The 16534-nt window shown below is 54.6% G+C and carries 12 protein-coding genes; 8 read left to right on the top strand and 4 right to left on the bottom strand.

Features of this window, described 5'->3' with window-relative positions:
- The first annotated feature begins 83 nt into the window (after nt 1-83).
- Nucleotides 84-1661, top strand: a complete 1578-nt coding sequence (gene guaA, locus K0H79_RS12350; RefSeq protein WP_220076009.1) for a glutamine-hydrolyzing GMP synthase — start codon at nt 84-86, stop codon at nt 1659-1661.
- A 235-nt stretch (nt 1662-1896) separates the two neighbouring features.
- Nucleotides 1897-2277, top strand: a complete 381-nt coding sequence (locus tag K0H79_RS12345; protein WP_220076008.1) for a VOC family protein — start codon at nt 1897-1899, stop codon at nt 2275-2277.
- Nucleotides 2278-2370: 93 nt separating this feature from the next.
- On the opposite strand, the gene K0H79_RS12340 is transcribed toward K0H79_RS12345, so the two are convergent.
- A complete protein-coding gene (locus K0H79_RS12340) occupies nt 2371-3237 on the bottom strand; it encodes a GGDEF domain-containing protein (RefSeq protein ID WP_220076007.1) in 867 nt (288 codons plus the stop codon).
- 105 nt (nt 3238-3342) lie between these two features.
- Here K0H79_RS12340 and tadA point away from each other — a divergent pair, with 105 nt between their 5' ends.
- The gene (tadA, locus tag K0H79_RS12335) at nt 3343-3861 is read left to right on the top strand and encodes a tRNA adenosine(34) deaminase TadA (protein ID WP_220076006.1); all 519 of its coding nucleotides are present in this window, start codon (nt 3343-3345) and stop codon (nt 3859-3861) included.
- Nucleotides 3862-3896: 35 nt separating this feature from the next.
- Here tadA and K0H79_RS19310 read toward each other — a convergent pair whose 3' ends face one another.
- Nucleotides 3897-4019, bottom strand: coding sequence for a hypothetical protein (locus tag K0H79_RS19310; protein WP_258405383.1), 123 nt, complete (start codon nt 4017-4019; stop codon nt 3897-3899).
- Between the two features lie 141 nt (nt 4020-4160).
- Nucleotides 4161-5606, bottom strand: coding sequence for a membrane-bound lytic murein transglycosylase MltF (mltF, locus tag K0H79_RS12330; RefSeq protein WP_220076005.1), 1446 nt, complete (start codon nt 5604-5606; stop codon nt 4161-4163).
- 228 nt (nt 5607-5834) lie between these two features.
- Here mltF and purL point away from each other — a divergent pair, with 228 nt between their 5' ends.
- From purL to K0H79_RS12305, 5 genes are all read left to right on the top strand, one after another.
- Nucleotides 5835-9716: a phosphoribosylformylglycinamidine synthase gene (purL, locus tag K0H79_RS12325; RefSeq protein WP_220078157.1), complete on the top strand. Its 3882-nt coding sequence runs from the start codon at nt 5835-5837 to the stop codon at nt 9714-9716.
- A gap of 1112 nt (nt 9717-10828) precedes the next feature.
- Nucleotides 10829-12385 carry a cytochrome ubiquinol oxidase subunit I gene (locus K0H79_RS12320; RefSeq protein ID WP_011760462.1) on the top strand — a complete coding sequence of 519 codons (1557 nt, stop codon included), beginning with the start codon at nt 10829-10831 and terminating at the stop codon, nt 12383-12385.
- A gap of 15 nt (nt 12386-12400) precedes the next feature.
- On the top strand, nt 12401-13540 hold the full coding sequence (gene cydB / locus K0H79_RS12315) for a cytochrome d ubiquinol oxidase subunit II (protein ID WP_220065051.1): 1140 nt from the start codon (nt 12401-12403) through the stop codon (nt 13538-13540).
- Nucleotides 13541-13552: 12 nt separating this feature from the next.
- Nucleotides 13553-13666 (top strand): cytochrome bd-I oxidase subunit CydX, encoded by a 114-nt coding sequence (gene cydX / locus K0H79_RS12310; RefSeq protein ID WP_011760460.1) that lies wholly within the window; start codon nt 13553-13555, stop codon nt 13664-13666.
- 102 nt (nt 13667-13768) lie between these two features.
- Nucleotides 13769-14047, top strand: a complete 279-nt coding sequence (locus tag K0H79_RS12305; protein WP_220076004.1) for a TfoX/Sxy family protein — start codon at nt 13769-13771, stop codon at nt 14045-14047.
- A gap of 137 nt (nt 14048-14184) precedes the next feature.
- On the opposite strand, the gene K0H79_RS12300 is transcribed toward K0H79_RS12305, so the two are convergent.
- A complete protein-coding gene (locus tag K0H79_RS12300) occupies nt 14185-16185 on the bottom strand; it encodes a methyl-accepting chemotaxis protein (protein WP_220076003.1) in 2001 nt (666 codons plus the stop codon).
- Nucleotides 16186-16534: the final 349 nt, after the last annotated feature.

The following is a 16534-nucleotide window of genomic DNA, read 5'->3' as shown; positions in this document are numbered from 1 at the left end:
CTGCGTGTCGCCCTTGCTGTACCTGATGTCCGGGCCTTTGGGCGCCGGAACAAGATAAATGCCAAATGAGATAAAGGTTTTCCATGAGCAACATTCATGAGCACAAGATACTTATTCTGGATTTCGGCTCTCAGTACACTCAGCTGATCGCCCGCCGTATTCGTGAAATCGGTGTGTACTGCGAACTCTGGGCCTGGGATGTGACCGAAGCGCAAATTCGCGAATTTGCCCCTAACGGTATCGTTCTGGCCGGTGGCCCCGAGTCCGTAACCGAAGAAAACTCTCCCCGCGCCCCCGAGTATGTGTTTAACGCAGGCGTGCCCGTGCTGGGTATCTGCTACGGCATGCAGACCATGAGCGAGCAGCTGGGCGGCAAGGTTATCCAGGGTGTTGGCGAGCGTGAGTTTGGTTATGCCCAGGTTGAAGTGCTGACCGACAGTGCGCTCTTGCGTCACATCGAAGACGGTATTTCCGATGCCGGCAAGCCGGTGCTGGACGTGTGGATGAGCCACGGTGACAAGGTGTCTGCCATCCCTGAAGGCTTCGTGGCCGTCGCCAAGACCGAGACCTGTCCGTTTGCCGTGATGGCCAACGAAGACAAGAAGTTCTACGGCGTACAGTTCCACCCCGAAGTGACCCATACCCGTCAGGGCAAGCGCATGCTGGAACACTTTGTGATGGACATCTGTGGTTGTGACAACAAGTGGCAGCCAGCCTCCATCATCGAAGATGCGGTTGAGCGCATCAAGGCCCAGGTAGGTGACGATGAAGTGATCCTCGGCCTCTCAGGCGGTGTGGATTCATCCGTGACTGCCATGCTGCTGCACCGCGCCATCGGCAAGCGTCTGACCTGTGTGTTCGTTGACAACGGTCTGTTGCGCCTCAACGAAGCCAATCAGGTACTGGAAATGTTCGGTGACCACTTTGGTCTCAACATCGTGCACGTTGATGCCGAGAACCGCTTCCTCGAGGCCCTCAAGGGCGAAAACGACCCTGAAGCCAAGCGTAAGATCATCGGCCGCGTATTCGTGGAAATCTTCGACGAAGAAGCCTCCAAGTGCGTGAACGCCAAGTGGCTGGCCCAGGGCACCATCTACCCTGACGTGATTGAATCTGCAGGCAGTGCCACCGGCAAGGCCCATGTAATCAAGTCGCACCATAACGTGGGCGGTCTGCCGGATGATATGGAGCTGGGCTTGGTAGAGCCGCTGCGTGAACTCTTCAAAGACGAAGTGCGCAAGATTGGTCTGGAACTCGGCCTGCCTTACGACATGCTCTATCGTCACCCATTCCCTGGCCCAGGCCTTGGCGTGCGTGTACTTGGCGAAGTGAAGAAAGAGTACTGCGACCTTTTGCGCCGCGCCGATGCCATCTTCATCGAAGAGCTGCACCGCGCCGATCTGTACAACAAGGTCAGCCAGGCGTTCACCGTGTTCCTGCCGGTTCGCAGTGTGGGCGTGATGGGTGATGGCCGTAAGTACGACTGGGTTGTGTCGCTGCGCGCCGTGGAAACCATCGACTTTATGACTGCACACTGGGCGCACCTGCCATACGATTTCCTTGGCCGCGTATCCAACCGCATCATCAACGAAGTCGACGGTATTTCCCGCGTGGTGTACGACATCTCCGGTAAGCCACCTGCCACCATCGAGTGGGAATAAGCCTGAGGCTTAACAGGGCTAACCCAATAAAAAGGCGCTTCGGCGCCTTTTTTGTATTTGTTTCTTGGAAAACGCCGGTAACAAATTAAACGGACGTGGTGGGCTTGCAAAGCCAGTGGCGCAAGAGTTGAATGAATAACTTACGCTCAGCTCTTGGCTTGGAACTGCTCTGGGCTTAGAACAGGCCTGGATTTTGAAACAAGTCTGGATTTTTGAAACAGGGAAGAGTTCGCTTATGAAGATTGACCACATCACCCTTCTGGTGTCATCGCTGGAACTCAGCATGCCTTACTACGAGCAATTACTGCCTTTGCTCGGCTTTTCAAAAAAGAAAAACCACGTATGGACGGATGGCGAAGGCTTTTTCTTTCAGTTTTTGCAGGCAAAAGCCGGTACCTCTGCCTACGAGCGTTACGGTGCAGGTATGAATCACCTGGGCTTTGGCGCGTCATCGCCTGAGCAGGTTTATGGGGTGCGTGCCGCCATCGCGGAGGCGGGGTTTGAGGTACCTGAGGTGCAAAACCTCGGTGGTGCCATCGCCTTGTTTATGAAAGACCCTGATGGGGTGCGCTTTGAAGTTACCCATTACCCACCGGGGATGGCCGTGGTTGATTGACTTAAATAGGTATACCGCTTCAACCCAAGCAGCCATGCCTGAGGGGGAAACTTTTCAGAACCAATGCCTTAAAGGCACAGAATTACGCTGTGTTTATGCCGCCATTTCAATTCGGTTACGGCCGTTGTCCTTGGCGCGGTAGAGCGCTTCGTCGGCTGCCTTCAACGCCTTTTCGAGCCCCCCATGTCCCGGTGAAACGGCGGCGAGCCCAGCACTGACGGTGATCTTGATGGCCTGACCATTGAGATTGAAATGGCTGGACTCAACCAGTTGGCGCAGGGATTCCATCCTCTTGCTTGCCTGTGGTAACTCGGCTTGCCTGAATTCCAGTAAAAACTCCTCACCACCCCACCTAAAAAACTGATCCTCTTCACGAATGTGGCTGCTGATAAGTTTGGCGAGTTCAACCAACACAAAATCACCGGCATCGTGGCCATAGGTATCATTGATGCGCTTGAAGTGATCAACGTCCACCAGTGCAAACACAGTGCTGCCACTGTGTGTTTTGGGAGCTTTGAAGGCACGGCGGTTCAGTGCTCCGGTAAGGGGGTCGGTGGCGGCAATTTTTTTAAGCAGACTTTGCTGTACCAACTGATGATGAAAGAGCAGCAATAAGCCGGTGGCGGAGAGGAGAAGCCCGATTGACTGCAGTACGTCTTCCACAAAGCCAAATTCCGTTGGAATGGTAATTTCATCCAACCAGTCCATCAGACTGGCAAAGAAGGAGACGATTGCACCGCTCAGGAGCAGGGGATAGCTGTAGTTTAGGTGGCGTATATAGTGGCAGCTGAACATAATCACCAACCAGAAGAGTACCGGCACACTCTCAAGGATCAGTTCCAGGTGTTTTAGCTGAGGTTGGTGCTCTGTCCACTTAAGATACAGGGCTGCATAAAGGAGCCCGAGGAACAGAGTGATATATTGAATGTATAAGTGTCCGGATTGCTTATGAAAATGCATTAGCAGCGGCCTTTGAATTGTCTGACTGAAGTCTAGCCACAGCCGCAGATTTTGCCAGGCACGGGAGGCGGCAGTTATACTGTGCCCGTCAAAAATTGGCTGGAAATGACATTGCAACAATCAGAGCTGGATAAGCATTTTATGTCCCTCGCGCTTGAGGCGGCCAAAGAGGCTGAGGCGCGCGGTGAAGTCCCGGTGGGGGCTGTGTTGGTCAAAGAGGGCAAGGTGATAGCGACGGGCTATAACCATAACATCGGTCTTAACGACCCCAGTGCCCACGCGGAAATGCAGTGTCTTCGGGAAGCTGGGCGCATGCTGGGCAATTACCGGCTGCTCGATACCACCCTTTATGTGACCCTCGAGCCCTGTGCCATGTGTGCGGGTGTTATGGTGCACAGTCGTATCGAGCGTCTGGTGTTTGGCGCAAGAGACGAGAAAACCGGCGCTGCCGGCAGTGTAGTTGACCTGGTGAGGCACCCGGCCTTTAACCATCAGATCCAGGTGGAGGAAGGTGTGCTGGCTGAGGAATGCTCTGGCATGCTCAGCGATTTTTTCCGTCGGCGCCGTAAGGAGCAAAAAGCCCTTAAGCAGGCTGCCCGTGATACGCAGTCTGCTTTGGAATAAGGATACGTTGGAAAGTGGGCGCAGGCCCGGTGGGATTAGTCTTCGGTTTGAATAAGACTGAAGAAGAGTTTTTGTCTGCGCAGTAAACGACTGTGGCGGAACTTGACCAGAGTGCGGCGTCTTGCTGCAGTACGGTTATTGATGGTTTTTCTTTTCATGTAAGGCCCCTTGTAACTCATTGGTCCTTAACGGCCAATTCTTTTTCTATACCGCACATTAGCAGTGGTCCGTGAGACTGGCAAGAGCAGGGGATCACAGCCACAGTCGCTGTGGTGAATTTCTGTTCACCAGTAAAGGGGTTATTCGCGGGGAGCCGCTGTTGGTGGCTCTGCGGCACTGCTGGCGGCGGTTTCTTCTACCTGAATCTCATCCGGAAGCAGGGGCTCATCTTTGGGTTTTTGATTGTCGACCCACACCAGGGTGTCGTAATAGCGGCGGATGGAGTCCACATAGTGCACAGCTTCACCTCCCCTGGCATAGCCATAACGGGTCTGGCTGTAAAATTTGCGTTTTTGCAGCAATGGCAATACCTGCTTCACATCCCGCCAGGCGCTGGGATTCAGCCCCTGCGCTTCAGCCAGTCTGCGCGCATCTTCCAAATGACCCAGTCCGATATTGTAGGCCGCCAGCGCAAACCACATCCGCTGATTCTCGGGAATGGACTCAGGCAGGCGATTTATCAAGTCCCGCAGATAATCTGCGCCACCGCGGATGCTTTGACGCGGGTCTAGGCGATTGGTGACACCCAACTGGCTGGCAGTGGCGTTGGTCAGCATCATCATGCCTCGCACCCCGGTGGGGGAGCGGGCGTTTGGGTTCCAGTGCGATTCCTGATAACTGGCTGCGGCCAGCTTTCGCCAGTCCAGATCCCCGGCATATTCCTCAAACAAGGGCCGGTAACGGGGCAGCTTGGCGTCGATGGCGCGGATAAAGGCGCGGGTGTCCACATAATCGAAGCGCTTCACGTGGCCGAAGTATTTTTCATTGAGGTGGGCCAGGGTGCCGGCGCGTTTTTCCTGATGCCAGAAAGCCAGCAGCTTGCTCATAAGGGCATCGCTGTTTTGGGCGGGCAACAGCCAGACCACAGGGACTTTTTCCTCCAGCACCAGGCCGCTTCTCAGCTCCGGCATATAGCGGCGGTTGATGTCCAGACTGGTTGACTGCGCCAGGGTGTAATTAAGCTCGCCACTGGCAATCATGGCAATGAGTTCGTCGTTGTCTTTTTCGCTGGTTTGCTCCCAGCTCAGATTGGTGTGAGTTTGCTGCAGTCGGGTGAGGGTTTCCACAAACGCCGAGTCGGCCACCACCATCAGGTTGCCGCTGAGTTGTTCTATAGATTCGGGCGCCCTGTTACCCTGACGGTAAACCACCACCTGATCCACCCGGTAAAGGGGCGGTCCCATACGAAAACGATTGCGGCGGTTGGGGCTTTCGGTGATGCCGGCAGCAATGAGGTCGATTTCGCCTTTGGCCAGCGCATCATAAAGTTCGCTTCTGTTACTGTAAGGCTGCATTTCCAGCGGCTTACCCAGATAGTCGGCAAACTTCTGCGCCAGCTCATAATCAAAGCCAGATAAGCCCTGGCCCGAACTCATGTAGATTTGGGCGCCGTACAGGGTGCCCACGCGAAGGGTCTCGGCTTCCGCTTTGGGTTGGGGTTCGTCCACAACAACCCCTGGTGGCTGACAGGCTGTCAGCACCAGTACACTGGTCAGCAGAAAAAGGACTCTTCTTAATCTTATCAATCAATTAACCCCAGGAAATTCAGTTAAGGCTGGTCGAAAACGGCGCAATTCTACCCGATGCATCCTGAGCCCTCGCTGAACAGTCCGGCAATCCGTGCCAGAACCGGAACCCAATATTACAGGAAACACTGTTTTGAGTAAGCATGGCAGGTGATTTACGGGGCGCATTTCCCTATAATAGCGCCACCTCTGACCCTGTAATTATAAAAAGTAAGGTGAATTGACGTGATGGAGATCATCCGTGGAGCTCCTGCACTCTCGGCGTTTAGAGTGCAAAAGCTGATGGAAGCCTGTGAAAATGCAGCACTTCCTGTACGCCAAATCTATGCCGAATATATCCATTTGGCGGACTTGAACGAGGCGCTCAATGCTACCGAGCAAGAAAGACTCGGCAAGATCCTGACCTACGGTCCCGCCATTGAGCCCCATGCCCCCACAGGAACCCTCCTGTTTGTCACTCCCCGCCCCGGCACCATTTCTCCCTGGTCCTCCAAAGCTACCGACATCGCCCACAACTGCGGCCTTGATAAGATCAAGCGTCTGGAGCGTGGTGTAGCCTACTATGTTGAGTCGGATGCCCTGAGCGATGCTCAAACCAAGGAGCTCAAAGCCCTGATCCACGACCGCATGGTGGAAGTGGTACTGGCGAGCTTTGATGATGCGGCGGTGCTTTTTGCCCACACCGAGCCCAAGCCTTTTACCAGCGTGAACATCCTCGGCGAAGGCCGCGCAGCGCTGGAAGTCGCCAACCGCAACATGGGTCTGGCACTGGCGGAAGATGAAATCGACTATCTGGTAGAAAACTTCACCCGTCTGGGCCGCAACCCCAACGACATCGAGCTGATGATGTTTGCCCAGGCAAACTCTGAGCACTGTCGTCACAAGATTTTCAACGCCGATTGGACCATCGACGGCGTCGAGCAGCCCAAGTCGCTGTTCAAGATGATCAAAAACACCTTCGAAACAACTCCAGACAATGTGCTGTCTGCCTACAAGGATAACGCCGCCGTGATGGTGGGTACCGAGGCTGGCCGTTTCTTCCCGGACGCCGACGGTGTATACAACTACCATCAGGAGCCGGTGCATATCCTGATGAAGGTGGAAACCCACAACCACCCAACCGCTATCAGCCCGTACCCTGGTGCTGCCACCGGCTCCGGCGGTGAAATCCGTGACGAAGGCGCCACCGGCCGCGGTGCCAAGCCAAAGGCGGGTTTGACCGGTTTCAGCGTATCTAACCTGAAGATCCCAGGCTTTGTACAGCCTTGGGAAGGCAACTACGGCAAGCCAGACCGCATCGTGACGGCACTGGACATCATGACCGAAGGCCCTCTGGGCGGCGCTGCGTTCAACAACGAGTTTGGCCGTCCTGCGCTTTTGGGTTACTTCCGTACTTACGAGCAGGAAGTTGCCAGCCACAACGGCGTGGAAGTCCGTGGTTACCACAAGCCGATTATGCTGGCCGGTGGTATCGGTAACATCCGCGAAGATCATGTACAGAAAGGTGAAATCACCGTTGGCGCCAAGCTGGTTGTGCTGGGTGGTCCTGCGATGAACATTGGTCTGGGCGGCGGCGCGGCTTCTTCCATGGCCTCCGGTCAGTCCAGCGAAGATCTGGATTTTGCCTCGGTGCAGCGCGACAACCCTGAGATGGAGCGTCGCTGTCAGGAAGTGATTGACCGCTGCTGGCAGATGGGCGACAAGAACCCCATCCAGTTTATCCACGACGTGGGAGCCGGTGGTTTGTCCAACGCCCTGCCTGAGCTGGTAAACGATGGCGACCGCGGTGGCCGTTTCGAGCTGCGCAAGGTGCTGTGTGACGAGCGCGGCATGAGCCCGCTGGAAATCTGGTGTAACGAGTCTCAGGAGCGCTATGTGCTGTCTGTGGCTGCCGAAGATATCGACACCTTTGCCGCCATCTGTGAGCGTGAGCGTGCGCCATTTGCCGTAGTGGGTGAAGCCACTGCCGAGCCGCACTTAAGCCTCAACGACGAGCATTTCGACAACACCCCAATCGATCTGCCACTGGAAGTGCTGCTGGGCAAACCGCCCAAGATGAGCCGCCAGGTTGAAACCAAAAAGGCGGTAAGCCCTGCGCTGGATCAGAGCAAGATTGCCGTAGGTGAAGCTGTGAAGCGCGTATTGTCGCTGCCAACCGTGGCCGACAAGACCTTCCTTATCACCATTGGTGACCGCACTGTGACCGGTCTTGTGGCCCGCGACCAGCTGGTTGGCCCATGGCAGGTGCCTGTGGCCGACTGCGCCGTAACCGCCGCCACCTTCGACACCTACGCCGGTGAAGCCATGTCCATGGGCGAGCGCACCCCGCTGGCACTGCTGGACTTTGGCGCCTCTGCCCGTATGGCGGTGGCCGAGTCCATTATGAACATCGCCGGTGCCGATATTGGCTCGTTCAAGCGTATTAAACTCTCAGCCAACTGGATGGCCGCTGCCGGTCACCCGGGTGAAGACGCCGGTCTCTATGAAGCGGTGAAAGCCGTGGGCGAAGAGCTGTGTCCTGAGCTTGAACTCACCATCCCTGTGGGCAAGGACTCCATGTCCATGAAGACCGCCTGGGAAGTGAACGGTGAGAAGAAAGCCGTGACCGCGCCTATGAGCCTTATCATCTCCGCCTTCGGCGCGGTGAACGATGTGCGCAACACTGTGACCCCAGAGCTGCGCTCAGACAAGGGTGACACCAGTATCCTCTTTATCGACCTTGCCAATGGTCAAAACCGCCTCGGTGGTTCGTGCCTGGCGCAGGTGTTTGGTGAGCTGGGTGATGTGGCGCCGGATCTGGATAACGCCACCAGTCTGCGCGGTTTCTTCGAGACTATGCAAAAGCTGGTTGCTGCCAAGCAAGTGATGGCATACCACGACAAGAGTGACGGTGGCCTGTTCACTACCCTGGTGGAAATGGCCTTTGCCGGTAACACGGGTCTGGACATCAACTTGGCCGGGATCAATGGCTCCGACCTTGAGCGCCTCTTCAACGAAGAGCTCGGTGGTGTTATTCAGGTAAGTGCTGGCGATGAAGCTGCTGTACGCAGTGCTTTTGAAGCTGCCGGTCTTGCCGTACACGCCGTTGCCAAGCTGAACGGCGACGGTCAGGTGCGTATCCACGATGGCGAGCGTCTGGTGTTTGAAGATAGCCGCGTTGCCCTGCGCACTCTGTGGTCCGAGACCACCTACCGTATGCAGGCCCTGCGTGATAACCCTGAATGTGCCCGTCAGGAGTTTGAGCTTAAGCAGAAAGCCGACGAGCCAGGTCTGACCGTGAAGCTGGGCTTCGATCCAAGCGAAGATGTGGCTGCGCCTTATATTCTTAAGGGCGCCGCGCCCAAGATGGCGATTCTGCGCGAGCAGGGTGTTAACTCCCACGTGGAGATGGCAGCTGCGTTTGATAGAGCCGGTTTTGAGAGCCGCGACGTGCACATGTCCGACATCCTCTCTGGCCGCATCAGCCTCGAAGAGTTCCAGGGCCTGGTGGCCTGTGGTGGTTTCTCTTACGGTGACGTGCTGGGCGCCGGTGAAGGTTGGGCCAAGTCCATCCTCTTTAACCAGCGTGCCCGCGACGAGTTCAGCCGCTTCTTCGAGCGCGACAGCAGCTTTGCCCTCGGTGTGTGTAACGGCTGTCAGATGATGTCTAACCTCAAGGACATCATCCCAGGTGCCGAGCACTGGCCACGCTTCGTGCGTAACCGCTCCGAGCGCTTTGAAGCCCGCTTCAGCCTGGTTGAAGTACAGTCGAGCCCCTCGCTGTTCTTCTCTGGCATGGAAGGCTCACGCATGCCAATCGCCGTGTCTCACGGTGAAGGTTTTGCCGAGTTCGCCAACGCCGAGGCACTGGCCCGCGCCGAAGCTACAGGTACTGTGGCGCTGCGTTATGTGAATGGTCATGGCGAAATCGCCACTCAGTACCCGCAGAACCCCAACGGCTCGCCAAACGGCCTGACCGGTATCACCACGCTCGATGGTCGCGTCACCATCATGATGCCGCACCCAGAGCGGGTATTCCGCACAGTGGCCAACTCCTGGCACCCAGACAACTGGGGCGAGGACAGCCCATGGATGCGCATGTTCCGTAACGCCCGGGTGAAACTGGGTTAAGCGACGCTGATATTCGGTGAATAACGCTGACAAAAAAGGAGCGATGAGAATCGCTCCTTTTTTATTTTCATAGAGAATTGAATTTTAAGAATTATTTATCGACCATTTTTGCGACTTTTTGTTAACTGAGACTTTTGCCACGTCAAGGTCAATTTGCCAGCGAAGCCGCCATATCCCGAATCACGCCCATAAAAAAATGCCCCGCACCTTTTCAGGGCGGGGCCGTTTTGCGCTAACAAAACATCAATTCACTTCAAGGGAAATCGGGTACTGCTTACAGCGGGCGAGCGTTGTACAGTTCAACGAAAACGCGCTTATAAGCCTTAATAACACGGTCAAAGAAGTTTTTCATGGCACATCTCCACAGTCAGTTTCAGGGGTTGCGGAGTGAGCCCCGGAACACGTCAATTGGGGGCATCTCCTCGACTTGTGCGTATATTAGCCAGTCATCTCGTTGGTCTCAAACGAGAAAAATTGAAATAATCCATTAAAAAAACTTATCCAATAAATATTGTGTTTGGTACTGTGTGTAAAAAAATATATATAAAATAGGTGCTTGAAAATCGTCGCCGTAAATTTTTTGTAGATATATTTATGTTTTGCTTTGGCTTATTGGTTGATGTGCTGGTCTGTACGGTTTTATCCGTTTTATGTGCAAAAATACGCATATTTTATCGGGCGAGGGTGCTTGCCTATTCCATTGGAACTGGGGTGTCAATCACGCCGCCTCACAAAATGTGTGCTCGCTTGCAAATTCCACTTAAAGCCCCTGCATTGATTGATTTACGTCAATTCAGGGTGGTATAAAATTGCTGCTGAAATCCCTTAAAACCAGGTGTAATTACCTGATTGCAATAATTTTTGGGTGTTTCACACCCGGTGACGCCGGGTGGTCATCACAAACTGCTGTAAAAGTGTGAGTTGAGTCTGGATTATCGGGGCAAAAACACGCAGGCAGGGAAGATGGACCAGGACGTCAAAATGTCTGCCCCTGGACCAATTCAGAATGCCGGGGCATCAATAACTCAAATTTTACTATCCTACAAAGGTTGCTGCGCTTATCGATGGGGATCGGATAAGAGTAGCAGGACGCACCAAGTAAGGAGTCGCTGATGATTGTTGAAGAGGTTGTTGAGCTATCGCGCTTACAGTTTGCGCTGACGGCCATGTATCACTTCCTGTTTGTACCCCTGACCCTGGGCATGGCCTTTCTGCTGGCTATCATGGAATCGCTTTACGTGATGACCAACAAGCAGATCTACAAGGACATGACCAAGTTCTGGGGTAAGCTGTTCGGGATCAACTTTGCCCTGGGTGTTACCACGGGCCTGGCCATGGAGTTCCAGTTCGGAACCAACTGGTCATACTATTCTCACTATGTAGGCGACATCTTCGGTGCGCCGCTCGCCATTGAAGGCTTAATGGCCTTCTTCCTCGAATCTACCTTCGTGGGTATGTTCTTCTTCGGTTGGGACAGATTCTCCAAACGTCAGCACCTCACGGTAACCTGGCTGATGGCGCTCGGTACCAATATGTCCGCACTGTGGATTTTGGTGGCCAACGGCTGGATGCAAAACCCTGTGGGCTCTGTGTTTAACTACGAAACCATGCGTATGGAAATGACCAGCTTCGCCGAAGTGGTCTTTAACCCGGTTGCCCAGGTGAAGTTTGTACACACAGTGGCTTCTGGCTACGTGGCCGGTGCCATGTTCGTGCTCGCTATCAGTGCTTACTACATCCTGAAGAAGCGTGACCTGCCATTTGCCCGTCGCTCTTTTGCGATTGCTGCAAGCTTTGGTATGGCCTCTATCCTGTCGGTTATCGTGCTCGGTGACGAATCAGGCTACAAGGTCGGTGAAGTGCAGCGTGTGAAACTGGCTGCCGTTGAGGCCGAGTGGCACACAGAGCCGGCTCCAGCTTCCTTTACCGTGGTTGGTTTCCCTAATCAGGAAACCATGCACACCGATGGTGCCATCAAAATTCCTTATGCGATGGGGATTATCGCTACCCGGTCATTGGATGAGGAAGTGACAGGTCTGCGCGATCTGGTTGATGAGCACGAAGTGCGTATCCGTAATGGTATGAAGGCTTACGCCATGCTCGAAGAGCTGCGTGCCGGTAACAAGGACCCTGAGCTTAAGGCGGCTTTTGAAGAAGCCAAGATAGACCTGGGTTATGGCCTGCTGCTCAAGCGTTACACCGACAAGGTGGTCGATGCCACCGAAGAGCAAATCAAGGCCGCTGCCAAGGATTCTATCCCAAGCGTGGCACCGCTGTTCTGGTCGTTCCGTGTGATGGTGGGTCTGGGCGTTATCATGCTGTTCGTGTTTGCCGCTGCCTTCTGGCAGAGCACCCGTCACCGCATCGAAGAGAAGAAGTGGGTACTCAAGGCCGCGCTCTATAGCCTGCCGCTGCCATGGATTGCCATCGAGTGTGGTTGGTTTGTGGCCGAATACGGTCGCCAGCCATGGACCATCTCTGAAGTGCTGCCAACCTTTATGTCGGCCTCCAGCCTGAACCCCAGCGATCTCTGGTTCAGTATCGCCTCTATCACATTGTTCTACTCTGTGCTGTTGGTGATTGAGCTCTTCCTGATGTTCAAGTATGCCCGTCTTGGCCCAAGCAGCCTCAAGACCGGCCGCTACCATTTCGAGAAGCTGGAAGCCTAAGGGAAGGATAAGACTATGTTTGATTACGAAGTATTGCGTTTTATCTGGTGGGCGCTGGTGGGGGTACTCTTTATCGGCTTCGCTGTCACCGACGGTTTTGACATGGGTGTGGGTGCCTTGCTGCCGATTATTGGCAAAGATGACACCGACAGACGGGTAATGATCAACACAGTTGCCCCCCACTGGGACGGTAACCAGGTGTGGCTTATTACCGCCGGTGGCGCGCTGTTTGCTGCCTGGCCCATGGTGTATGCCGTGTCTTTCTCGGGCTTCTATGTGGCCATGGTGATTGTGCTGCTGGCGCTGTTCCTGCGTCCGGTGGGCTTTGACTATCGCTCCAAGATTGAAGCGCCACAATGGCGTAAGTCCTGGGACTGGGCGCTGTTTGTAGGCTCCTTCGTGCCGCCGCTGATCATCGGTGTGGCCTTTGGTAACCTGCTGCAGGGCGTGCCATTCAACTTTGACGAGTTCCTGCGTGCCAAATACCACGGTGGTCTGTTCGGCCTGCTCAATCCATTCGGTTTGCTGGCCGGTTTGGTGAGCGTAAGCATGTTTATGATGCAGGGTGCGACCTGGCTGCAAATGAAAACCGAAGGCGAGCTGCGGGTGCGTGCGACCAATGCCGCTCAGCTGCTGGCGCTGCTGTTGGTAGTGCTGTTTGCCGCTGCCGGTTTCTGGGTTGCCAATGGCATCGATGGTTATGTGATAACTTCTGCTATCGATACCCATGCGGCATCAAACCCAGTGGGTAAAACCGTTGAGTTGGTGAGCGGTGCCTGGATGGCGAACTATCAGACTTACCCCATCACCATGGCCTTCCCTGCACTGGGTCTGGCGATGCCTGTGTTGGTGATTCTGTTCAGCCGCATGAACCGCAGTGGTTTTGCCTTCCTGTTCAGCTCGCTGGCGGTAGCCGGTGTGATTCTGACCTGCGGCGCGGCCATGTTCCCGTTCGTGATGCCATCTTCTCTGGAGCCGGGCGTGAGCCTGACCATGTGGGATGCCACCGCCAGTGAAATGACCCTGACCGTGATGACCTGGGCTGCTATCATCTTTGTTCCGATTGTGCTCTCGTACACCATCTGGACGTACTACAAGATGTATGGTCGTCTGAGCCGTCAGTTCATCGACAACAACAAGCATTCACTGTACTGATAAGGAGTCGCTATGTGGTATTTCACCTGGATTCTGGGCGTACTCTTGGCCTGTTCCTTCGGAATAATCAACGCCCTGTGGCTTGAAAACACCGAGAACATGGACCGCAAGTCAGACGACGAATAAGCGCCTGTCACTTCACAAACCCCGCCAAGTGCGGGGTTTGTTCTTTCTGGCGGCTGATTTCCAGATGCTATGATGGGCAAATTGCCTGTCTGGGAGAATTCCGTGACCCCCATTATAAATGCCGCCAATCTTGGCCCCAGGTCTGCGGCTTGGCTCAGTGAGATAGGCCTGTCCAGCCTTGAAGATCTGAGGGAGCTTGGCAGTATCGAAGTGATGCTGCGCCTGAAACATGCTGGAATTCCGGTGAGTCTCAATCTGCTCTATGCCCTCGAAGGTGCGTTGGAAGGGCGCCATTGGCAGGACGTCAAGCGGGAGAGAAAAGGGGAGTTGGTGCTGATGTGGGACGCTGCATTAAGCTTGGATACCCGGCACACGCCCTGACTGTCAGCCCTGAGATTCAGCTCTGACAGTCAGTAAAGTAAAGGAAGCTTTTGGCAGAGCGCTCACTCGGCAATTACTCGGACATTCAGAGAAACAAAAAAGCCGCCTTTTGGCGGCTTTTTCATTGCGGGTGAGGATCAGGTTCTGAATACCCCAATCCGCGCGGTCAGATCCCTCGCCAAGTCCCTCAGTTGATTGGCGCTGTCCACCGTCGCCCCGGCGCGAAACTCTCCTTCCCTGGCGAGGTCACTAATCAGGTGCAGATTGCGGGTAATGTCTTCGGCGACAGTGCTCTGCTGCTGAGTGGCACTGGCGATGCTGGCTGAAACCGTGGCCAAGTCTCCGATACGGCCGGTAATGGTGTCCAGTTCCTCGCCCGTGATACTGCCCTGCTCGGCGCAGCTTTGGCCCAGTTCGTGGGCTTTTTTCATCTGGGCAGAGGTGTTTCGCACCTTGTCCTGCAAGTTGGTTATGGTTTTGCCGATTTCCTGAATGGAGCTTTGGGTACGGCTGGCAAGGGTTCTGACTTCATCGGCAACCACCGCAAAGCCGCGTCCCTGCTCACCGGCACGGGCCGCTTCGATAGCGGCATTCAGTGCCAGCAAATTGGTCTGTTCGGCAATGCTGTTAATGACTTCAGTGACCTGGCTGATGGCTTCGCTCTCTTTGGAAACCTGTTCAACCGCATCGTGGCTTGCCGCCAATACCTCACTGAGGCGGCCGAGGTCCGCAACCATGCCATCGAGTCGTTTCTGACCCTCCTTGGCGGCAGAGTCTACACTCTGGCTCTGCTGCGCCCCGTCACTGGAATGTTCAGCAACATCGCGGATGGAGGTAGACATTTCTTCGATGGCCGTGGCGATTTGGTCGGTTTGGGCCATCAGGGCAGTGGCTTCGTCGCCATTTTGTGCGGCGATTTGCCTTGCATCCTCGGCCATGGTACCCAGGGTGGTGACAGATGATTTCAGCGATTCGATAAGGGTTTTCAGATTGCCCGCCATGGTGGCAACACTGTTACGGATATGGTTCACCTCGTTTTGGGTATCGGCTGGGCTGGTTTGCCAATGCTGATCCAACTCACCCCGACCCAGACCTTCGAGCTGCGTTTTCAAGTCGGTCAAAGGCTTAAGAGCCCGCAGCAACACCCACGACAGGCTCAGGGTGATAAACAGAATGGCGCCCACCGACAGCAGGGTATTGACCTTAAGCAGGGCCACACTCTCCTCATGGAGCTCCGCCATGGGGACCGATGCTATCAAACGCCAGTGCCAACCGGGAATATCGCGGGTGATAAGGTATCTTTCCTGCCCCTGGATGTCGGTAAACTCCATCTCGTCGTTGCCCGATGGCAAATCAGCAGGAGAAAGGCCCTCCAGCATAGTGGCATTCAGGGCCTCGCCGGCCTGACTTTCCTGGGCGTATACCACTTCACCCTTTTGGTTTAACAACATGAAGTGGCCGGTTTTTTCAACCTTCAGGCGGCTGACAGCGGCTTTTAGCTGGGTCAGGGAGTCGCCGATATCAAAGCCGATATAGAGTACGGCTACCACTTCTCCGGCCGGATTTTTAACGGCCCGATACACTGTCATATAGTCGTGACCAAAGAGTTTGGCGTAGCCCTCATATTGTCCGCCCTGAAGCAAAACGTTGTATGCCGGGTGGGTTTTACCGAGATAGGTCCCCAGTGCCCGGCTGCCGTCGGCTTTTTTTAGTGACGTAGAAATCCGTAAAAAGTCATCACCGTCTTTCACAAACACGGTGGCGGTGCCGCCAGTGAGGTTGGCGTAACGGTCGACCTTGCTCTTGGTCGAGTTGATTTGTTCTTTGTCGTGCATCAGCGCAGGTGTGTCCTGGCCAAGCACTTTCACCTTATGCCCCGGTTTATAAAAACTGCCGGGATACATTTCTCTGAGGACATCGGCATTGCGGCGGGCGAGGGCTGCAAGGCTTTGGTACTGCAGTGCCAGCATGTCGGTAACGGCGTCAGCCTTGGATGACATGGCGTGGGTACCTTTTTGCTGCAGCGCATTGGATGCCGATTTATAGGCTATCAATCCCATCAGGGCAAACACCACCAGGGTAAGCAGTGTTGCTAATATGCCTATCTGTTTGGCCAGTGGCCATTCTTTATAGTTCATTGTTATTCCTTACAGACTCGCAGGGTGTGACTAATGTACATCGGCACGGCGTACGAAAAATTGACCAAGCTCCAACTCTGAATTTACCTTTTGTTAATTTAATCACGCGTGATGAATTTGAAATCATGTATGCAATCTGTAGTGGTGCTCAGTATCCGGAGCGCCACAAACAGCAAAAAAAGGAAAAAAGCGTGAAGAGAGCAAAGCGACCTTGCCTCTGAGGACGGAGCGTATCTGGAGAAGGTTAGGTATCTACAGCCGTTGGGTTATATCAAAGGCGCCTGAGACCTTTATCAATTCGACAGTGCCGGGCCCAGATTCTCAGTGACAGCTTGTTGCGGCACAGCAG

Source organism: Shewanella sp. FJAT-52076 (assembly GCF_019457455.1).
GTDB lineage: Bacteria > Pseudomonadota > Gammaproteobacteria > Enterobacterales > Shewanellaceae > Shewanella > Shewanella zhangzhouensis.
This window is presented reverse-complemented; position numbering and strand designations above follow the sequence as displayed.

What these genes read in the sequence shown, in the direction of transcription:
- cydB (WP_220065051.1), top strand. Translation starts at nt 12,401, where the DNA reads ATGTTTGATTACGAAGTATTGCGTTTTATCTGGTGGGCGCTGGTGGGG.
- K0H79_RS12300 (WP_220076003.1), bottom strand. Translation starts at nt 16,185, where the DNA reads ATGAACTATAAAGAATGGCCACTGGCCAAACAGATAGGCATATTAGCA.
- cydX (WP_011760460.1), top strand. Translation starts at nt 13,553, where the DNA reads ATGTGGTATTTCACCTGGATTCTGGGCGTACTCTTGGCCTGTTCCTTC.
- K0H79_RS12340 (WP_220076007.1), bottom strand. Translation starts at nt 3,237, where the DNA reads ATGCATTTTCATAAGCAATCCGGACACTTATACATTCAATATATCACT.
- purL (WP_220078157.1), top strand. Translation starts at nt 5,835, where the DNA reads ATGGAGATCATCCGTGGAGCTCCTGCACTCTCGGCGTTTAGAGTGCAA.
- K0H79_RS12345 (WP_220076008.1), top strand. Translation starts at nt 1,897, where the DNA reads ATGAAGATTGACCACATCACCCTTCTGGTGTCATCGCTGGAACTCAGC.
- K0H79_RS19310 (WP_258405383.1), bottom strand. Translation starts at nt 4,019, where the DNA reads ATGAAAAGAAAAACCATCAATAACCGTACTGCAGCAAGACGCCGCACT.
- guaA (WP_220076009.1), top strand. Translation starts at nt 84, where the DNA reads ATGAGCAACATTCATGAGCACAAGATACTTATTCTGGATTTCGGCTCT.
- K0H79_RS12320 (WP_011760462.1), top strand. Translation starts at nt 10,829, where the DNA reads ATGATTGTTGAAGAGGTTGTTGAGCTATCGCGCTTACAGTTTGCGCTG.
- tadA (WP_220076006.1), top strand. Translation starts at nt 3,343, where the DNA reads ATGACATTGCAACAATCAGAGCTGGATAAGCATTTTATGTCCCTCGCG.